The sequence below is a fragment of the Dietzia sp. Cai40 genome, from assembly GCF_014145165.1.
GTDB lineage: Bacteria > Actinomycetota > Actinomycetes > Mycobacteriales > Mycobacteriaceae > Dietzia > Dietzia natronolimnaea.
The window spans coordinates 1-7174 of sequence record NZ_JAALEB010000270.1; the positions used below are offsets into that span (position 1 = coordinate 1).

Genomic DNA, 7174 nt, shown 5'->3' on the forward strand with positions numbered 1-7174 from the left:
GCTCGGCGGGTCGGCGGACGTCCGGCGTCACCAGGAGGGGTCGCGGCCCGCCCACGCGAGCAGCCCGGCACGCGCGTCCCCGTCGGGACCCACGGGTCGAGCCGGGGCCAGCACCCCGAACGTGCGCATGAGGTCGACCACGTCCCGCCCGTTCTCGAGCACCCAGCCGGCGAGCGTCTCGGCCTCGTCGGAGTCCCATGATTGTCCGCGCAGGTCATGGGCGTGCACGAGGAGTTCGAAGACCCGCAGCGCCAGCAGGTCCCGGACGGGGATCTCCGCGAGCCGGTGGGCGACCAGCTCATCGGCGTCGGGGGCCGAGGCCAGCCGGTCACGAAGCCCGGCGGAGGTACGGGACAGCGCACCCACGGGGTCGTCGCCGGCATGGTCCGCTGTCCGGGTCCAACCGATCTCGGACTCCGGCAGGCGCGGGAAATAGGCCGCGTACCGCAGACCGCCTCCGAGGACGTGGTTGGCGCAGTCCCGGCGACTCCATCCGGGGCACGACCCGCAGTCGCCGTCGAGCCCGTCGGCGAGCGCCCGCCCGAACAGCTCGGTGGCGGCGTCGAGGACGGCCAGGTGGTCGTGGGGCAGCGGGTTCTCGGTCACGGGGGCTCCTCCGGAATGTCCGGACCCCACAGTAGGTTGATCGTGTCGTCGTGAACAGCACGTCGTGATCAGTCCGGTGGGGGTGCCCTCACGGGGCGCGCCCGCCCATCCCACAGACCCGCCCATCACAGAGAGAGGAACCCTCGCCACCATGAGCCCGCAGACCTCCGGCGCAGCCGAGACCCGGGAGTTCCAGGCAGAGACCCGGCAGCTGCTGGATCTGATGATCCACTCGATCTACTCCAACCCGGACACCTTCCTCCGAGAGGTCATCTCCAACTCCTCCGACGCCCTGGACAAGCTGCGACTGGCCGCTCTCCAGGATTCCTCGCTGGGGGTCGACACCTCGGACCTGCACATCGAGTTGATCCCCGACGAGCAGGCACGGACGCTGACGATCCGCGACAACGGCATCGGGATGTCCCGCGACGAGGTGGTCGACCTCATCGGCACGCTCGCCAAGTCGGGCACCGGTCAGATGCGCGAGGCCCTCGCCGCGGCCCGCGCGGCTCAGGAGTCGGGCGAGGCCAGTGAGCAGGTCACCGCGGACCTCATCGGCCAGTTCGGCATCGGCTTCTACTCCACGTTCATGGTCGCCGACGCGGTCACGTTGGTCACGCGCAAGGCCGGCGAGGCCACGGGTACGCGCTGGACCTCGGGCGGCGAGGGCACCTACACGATCGAGGAGGCACCGGACGCCCCGCAGGGCACCTCGGTGATCCTGCAGCTCAAGCCGGCCGGTGGGGACGCGGCGCTGCCCGACTACGCCGCGGAGTCCACGCTGCGCCGGGTCGTGCGCACCTACTCGGACTTCATCGCCTGGCCGATCCGGATGGAGGTCGAGAGGCCGGCACCGGAGCCGACGGGGGACGACGACGAGGGGAACGACCCCGCCGCGGAGAACACCCTCACCGAGACCGTGACCCTCAACTCCCAGAAGGCGCTGTGGACGCGGCCCCGCTCCGAGGTGACCGACGAGGAGTACTCGGAGTTCTACCGTCACGTCTCCCACGCCTGGGACGAGCCGCTGGAGACCATCACCCTCAAGGCCGAGGGGACGTTCGAGTACCAGGCGCTGCTCTTCCTGCCCACGCAGGTGCCGTTCGACCTCTTCTCCCCGGATACCAAGCGCGGCGTCCAGCTCTACGTCCGCAGAGTCTTCATCATGGACGACTGCGAGGAGCTGGTGCCGCCGTTCCTGCGCTTCGTCAAGGGCATCGTCGACGCCCAGGACCTCTCGCTCAACGTCTCGCGCGAGATCCTGCAGCAGGACCGCCAGATCCGAGCGATCCGCAAGCGCCTGGTCAAGCGGGTCCTGCAGACGATCGAGCAGATCAGGACCGACCGTCCGGAGGAGTTCCGCTCGTTCTGGAAGAACTTCGGAGCGGTTCTCAAGGAGGGCCTGATCTCCGACGTCGACGCCCGGGAGCAGCTCCTCGCCGTGAGCACCTTCGCGTCCACTCGTGCAGCCTCCGACGAGGCCACCGGGGGCGACGACGACGAGGTGGGCACCACCATCGCCGAGTACGTCTCCCGCATGGCCGAGGGGCAGGAGGAGATCTACTACCTCACCGGCACGTCCCGCGCGGCGGTGGAGAACTCCCCGCACCTGGAGGCCTTCCGGGCGCGGGGCGTCGAGGTGTTGGTGCTCACCGACCCGGTCGACGAGGTGTGGGTGGACGCGGTCGGCGAGGTCGACGGCAGACGCCTGCGCTCGGTGGCCAAGGGCGACGTGGACCTGTCCGGTATCGGCTCCCCGGTCGAGGAGGAGAAGGGCCAGGCGGATTCCGCGGAGTTCACCGGCCTGCTCGAGTGGCTGGGCGAGGAGCTGTCCGACGAGGTCAAGCAGGTGCGGTTGTCGCAGCGGCTCACCGAGTCCGCGGCCTGCATGGTGGGCGACGAGTTCGACATGACCCCGCAGCTCGAGGCGATGTACCGGGCCTCGGGCATGGAGCTGCCCGCGAGCAAGAGGATCCTGGAGCTCAACCCCTCGCATCCCTTGGTCGAGCGGTTGCGCTCTCAGTACTCCGAGGATCCGTCGGCCCCGGGCCTCGCCGACACGGCGCGGTTGCTCTCGGGCGCGGCCGTCCTGGCCGAGGGGGGCACGCTCGCCGACCCCGCCGCCTTCGCCAAGCTGCTGGTCGACCGGATCTGACGCCGGACGTCCCCTCGCCGCCCCGCGGGCACCCGTTCCCGGCCCGCGGGGCGGTGGCGCTCGGTGCGCAGTCCTCAGTTCGCGGTCGAGCGGGCAGGTGGGGCGGCGATCCCGCTTCCGCCCCAGTAGCCGCAGGGTACCCCGATCAGCACGCCCAGTGCGGTCTCGACCGGGGTGTGGTGGCTGATCCGGACCCGTGCCCACGCCACGGGTGGCACCAGAACGAGCAGCCGCCAGTATCCGGGCGAGATCTGACGGGCCAGCACCGAGACGACACCGGCGAGCACGGCGGTGTGGAACGAGACCTTGACCCGGATGGTGGCGGCGCCGGCCACGCCCAGCGCCACGAGAGCCGCCCGGGTCATCCGCTGCAGTGCGTCGGGCGCCCCGCGGCGACGTTGGGCCACCATCAGGGTGGCCACCGACGCGGCGATTCCGGCGATCACCAGAGGGCGGTCCTCCCTGCGGGTGACGTGGTGATCGGACAGGGCCTTGCGTCGCACCCGCCAGGCGATCGCCGCCTGGGGTAACACCCCCAGTCCGGCTGCGGTCGCCGCCCCCCAGCCGGTCGAGCCCACCCGGTGGCCGAGGTGGAGCGAGCCGGCTGTGAGCACCACCCACGGGGCGAAGACCTCGGTCAGGACCACTGCCGGGGCGGCGGTCGCGTCGTTCGACGGTCCCGCGCCGGCTCGCGAGGTCGCCTCAGTCGACAAGGGACCGGGCCAGGCGCAGGGCGGCGGCGTCGACCACCGCGTCCGCCGGAAGTCGGGTGATGACCCCGTGGTGCAGGACGATCCGGGCGTGGGTGCCCATCACGACTCCGGACGCGAGAGCAGCGGAGGGGAGTAGTCGAGGCGGTCGACGAGCCACATGATCGTGGCCACCTCGCCCACCCAGGCCAGGCTCACGCACCAGCCGGCGAGGACGTCGCTGGGAAAATGCACGCCGAGGTACATGCGGGTCACGCCGACCGCGGGGACGTAGGCGCTGGACCCGGCGATCACCGGGTAGCGCCACCCGGTCGGCCACGCGAGCACGCAGGCGCAGCCGGCGAGCGCCGCACTCGCCATGGCGTGCCCACTGGGGAACGAGTAGCTCTTCTCCTCGACGATGTGGGTGAAGAAGGTGGGGCGGTCCCGCCGGTACATCAGTTTGAGGACCGAGTTGATGACGGTGGACCCGACGAGGGAGACCGTGAGCAACGCGGCCGGTCGGCGGCTGCCCCGCACGTAGGCCAGGTAACCCGCGGCGGCGAGCGCGAAGACCGGGACGGCGGTGACGCCGCCGAGTTCGGTGACCGCCCTGACGATCCGGGTGTTGCGCGGGGTGTGTCGCCTGCGCAACCACAGCATGACGGGCCGGTCGAAGGGCAGCTTGGCACCGGAACTGATCCGCTCGGCCAGTTCGACGAACCCGATGACGGGTAGCGCGAACCCGGCGAACGCGACGCCGAACACCGCCCAGGTCCCGCGCGGCAGGGGCACCTGGCCCCTGTCGACGATGCTGCCCAGGACCCCGTCCGAGGGGGTCAGCGGCCGGAGGACGTCCTTCGCCGCGGACAGGGTCCGGCTGCGGCGGGAGGTCGTCGTTCGCGACATGCCCACACCCTAGGCAAGGTCGCGCGGCGGCGGGGGATCCCCGCGAACCGTGACACCGCGCGCCGACCGCGGGCCGTGTCTACTGTGGATCGTGTCGACCCGATCAGCGGAGGACGTATGACCCAGACCCGTGTGGAACGAGACCTGCTCGGTGAGAAGGCGGTCCCGGCTGACGCCTATTACGGGATCCACACCGTGCGCGCCGTCGAGAACTTCCCCATCGATTCGAAGACCATCAGCGACATCCCGGACTTCATCCGCGGGATGGTCATGGTCAAGAAGGCCGCCGCGCTGGCGAACCTCGAGATGGGAGTCCTGGACCCGGACATCGCCGAGGCCATCGTCGGTGCGTGCGACGAGATCCTGCTGGACGGCCGCTGCATGGACCAGTTCCCCTCGTGCGTCTATCAGGGCGGGGCCGGCACCTCGGTCAACATGAACACCAACGAGGTGGTGGCCAACCTCGCGCTGGAGCGGACCGGTCACCCCAAGGGCGCCTACGACGTCATCAGTCCGAACGACGACGTCAACCGGTCGCAGTCCACCAACGACGCCTACCCGACCGGTTTCCGGATCGCCCTGTGGCACTCCCTCGAGCGGCTCGAGCCGGCGATCGTCGCGTTGCGGGAGGCCTGCTACGACAAGTCGGAGGAGTTCCGCGAGGTCCTCAAGATGGGCCGGACGCAGTTGCAGGACGCCGTTCCCATGTCCATGGGCCAGGAGTTCGGTGGATTCGCGGTGACCCTCGACGAGGAACTCCACGTCCTCGGCGCGGCGGCCCGGATGCTGCTCGACGTGAACCTCGGCGCCACGGCCATCGGTACCGGCGTCAACACACCGCCCGACTACCGCCGTGCGGTGGTCGAGCACCTGCGGGTCGTGACCGGTCTGCCGGTCACCGGGGCCATGAACCTCATCGAGGCGACCAGCGACACCGGCGACTACGTCAACGTCCACGCCGCTCTCAAGCGGACCGCGTCCAAGGTGTCCAAGATCTGCAACGACCTGCGTCTGCTCTCCTCCGGCCCGCGCGCGGGATTCAACGAGATCAACCTCCCCGAGCTCCAGGCGGGGTCGTCGATCATGCCGGCCAAGGTGAACCCGGTGATCCCCGAGGTGGTCAACCAGGTCTGCTTCAAGGTGATCGGCAACGACGTCACGGTGACGATGGCGGCCGAGGCGGGGCAGTTGCAGCTCAACGTGATGGAGCCCGTGATCGCGCAGGCGATGTTCGAGTCGATCTCCCTGCTCACCAAGGCGATCGAGACGCTCACGGAGAAGTGCGTGCGGGGTATCACGGCCAACGTCGAGGTGGCCCGCCGCAACGTCATGGATTCGATCGGCATCGTCACCTATCTGAATCCCGTGATCGGTCACCACAACGGCGACCTGGTGGGTCGTGAGTGCGCGCGCTCGGGCCGTGGCGTCCGCGAGGTCGTGCTGGAGATGGGCCTGCTCTCGGCGGAGGAGGTCGACGACATCCTGTCCCCCGCGAACCTGCTGCGGCCCCGGTACAAGGGCAAGTCGAGTGGTCAGCTGGCAGCCGCCCCGCCCGACGACCTGTCGGATCCCACCTGAGAACCGGATCGCCCCGACCACCCGGGTGGGTGACCGGGGGTTCTCCGGTGTGCGGGAGTCGGGTCAGGCGCCGTTCTCGACGGGGCCGACCCGGCCGATGCTGCTCACGGCGAGGTGGCCGATCGAGCTGTCGACACCGAACGACTGCTCGAGGGCGGCGGTGGAGCCGGAGATGAAGCCGTTGATCGCGGCGGACAATCCGACGGTGAAGTCGAACTGGGCGAAGAAGTCGGCGAGTGCCTTCAACATGGTGTGCCTCCTGGTGGACATCGACGCGGTCTGTGCCGCGTGGGCGGACCGGGTGCCCGTCTCTACCTGGTCTATCCGCGGTGAACACGGGGACGTTAGCCCCGAAACATGCTGAAACCTGTTACCGCAGCGGCTAACGTCGGGGCATGAGTTCTCCCACCACCCGTGTCGTCGCGGGCCGTCAGATCACGTTCCCGGTCCCCGTCGTCTCCGCCTCGATATCGGGCGCCGCATTCCTCTCGCGGACGGCCGTCGCCCGGCGGCTCATCGCCGCCGGCCCCCAGTCCGCGGTGCTGGATTCCGCGGGGGCCGAGCCCGTGTCCCTCCCCGGTGGCCGTACGCCGGTCACGATGATCCATGTCCGGTACCACGATGTCCCGGGCAACGTCCTGGGTGGATACCACGAGGTGGGGTTGGCGTTCCAGGTCAAGGTCCCGGGAGTGGGGGTCCAGCAGCACATCCACGAGTTGCCGGTCGACCAGGACTTCACCCTCGCGGCGGGCAACGAACTCTGGGGCTTTCCCAAGTGGAAGGGCGACATGGTCGGGACGGCCGGTGGCGCCCTGGACGACGCTCGTCTGGGGGCGGTGGGGTCCTCGGGGGCCGGCGGCATCGACCTGAAGCTCGACACCCGCCTGGGAGTGCCGCTCCCCGGCCGCCACTCCCTGGGGATGAACTGCATCCAGGTTCTCGACGGGGCGCCGGTTCTGGTCCGCGCCGGCGCCAAGGTCTCGGGTGGCCGGTTCCGACCACTGGGGGGCGCCCGGGTGACGATCGCTCCCGGGGCAGAGGACGGCGATCCCCACATCGCCCGGATCGCCGAGGCCGTCCGCGAGCTCGGGCTCGACCGTGCGCGGGCGCTGGCGACGTTCTCCTTCGAGCGGTTCGAGGCCGAGTTCCAGGCACCCCGCACCCTCACGTGAGCCTCGTCCCACCGCGCGGTCGGATCTCCGGGTAGCGGACCTGCGGGTCGCGGCTCGGGAGCTAG

General features: G+C 70.1%; 7 protein-coding genes. 3 read left to right on the forward strand and 4 right to left on the reverse strand.

What is annotated here, in order from left to right; translation table 11 throughout:
• Positions 1-27: 27 nt before the first annotated feature.
• The gene (locus G6022_RS10755; RefSeq protein ID WP_182691552.1) at positions 28-606 is read right to left on the reverse strand and encodes a maleylpyruvate isomerase N-terminal domain-containing protein; all 579 of its coding nucleotides are present in this window, start codon (positions 604-606) and stop codon (positions 28-30) included.
• A 151-nt stretch (positions 607-757) separates the two neighbouring features.
• On the opposite strand from G6022_RS10755, the gene htpG reads away from it, so the two are divergent.
• A complete protein-coding gene (gene htpG / locus G6022_RS10760) occupies positions 758-2761 on the forward strand; it encodes a molecular chaperone HtpG (RefSeq protein ID WP_179523721.1) in 2004 nt (667 codons plus the stop codon).
• Positions 2762-2835: 74 nt separating this feature from the next.
• Here htpG and G6022_RS10765 read toward each other — a convergent pair whose 3' ends face one another.
• Together G6022_RS10765 and G6022_RS10770 are read right to left on the reverse strand one after the other, a co-directional pair.
• A complete protein-coding gene (locus G6022_RS10765) occupies positions 2836-3474 on the reverse strand; it encodes a hypothetical protein (protein ID WP_241731158.1) in 639 nt (212 codons plus the stop codon).
• Between the two features lie 99 nt (positions 3475-3573).
• Positions 3574-4359: a phosphatase PAP2 family protein gene (locus tag G6022_RS10770; protein WP_179523720.1), complete on the reverse strand. Its 786-nt coding sequence runs from the start codon at positions 4357-4359 to the stop codon at positions 3574-3576.
• A 117-nt stretch (positions 4360-4476) separates the two neighbouring features.
• Between G6022_RS10770 and aspA the strand changes: the two genes are divergently transcribed.
• Positions 4477-5937: an aspartate ammonia-lyase gene (gene aspA / locus G6022_RS10775; RefSeq protein WP_182639833.1), complete on the forward strand. Its 1461-nt coding sequence runs from the start codon at positions 4477-4479 to the stop codon at positions 5935-5937.
• Between the two features lie 63 nt (positions 5938-6000).
• Here aspA and G6022_RS10780 read toward each other — a convergent pair whose 3' ends face one another.
• Positions 6001-6186, reverse strand: a complete 186-nt coding sequence (locus G6022_RS10780; protein ID WP_182639834.1) for a hypothetical protein — start codon at positions 6184-6186, stop codon at positions 6001-6003.
• Between the two features lie 146 nt (positions 6187-6332).
• Here G6022_RS10780 and G6022_RS10785 point away from each other — a divergent pair, with 146 nt between their 5' ends.
• Entirely contained in the window at positions 6333-7109 is a 777-nt protein-coding gene (locus tag G6022_RS10785) for an acetoacetate decarboxylase family protein (RefSeq protein ID WP_182639835.1), read from the forward strand.
• Positions 7110-7174 lie beyond the last annotated feature (65 nt).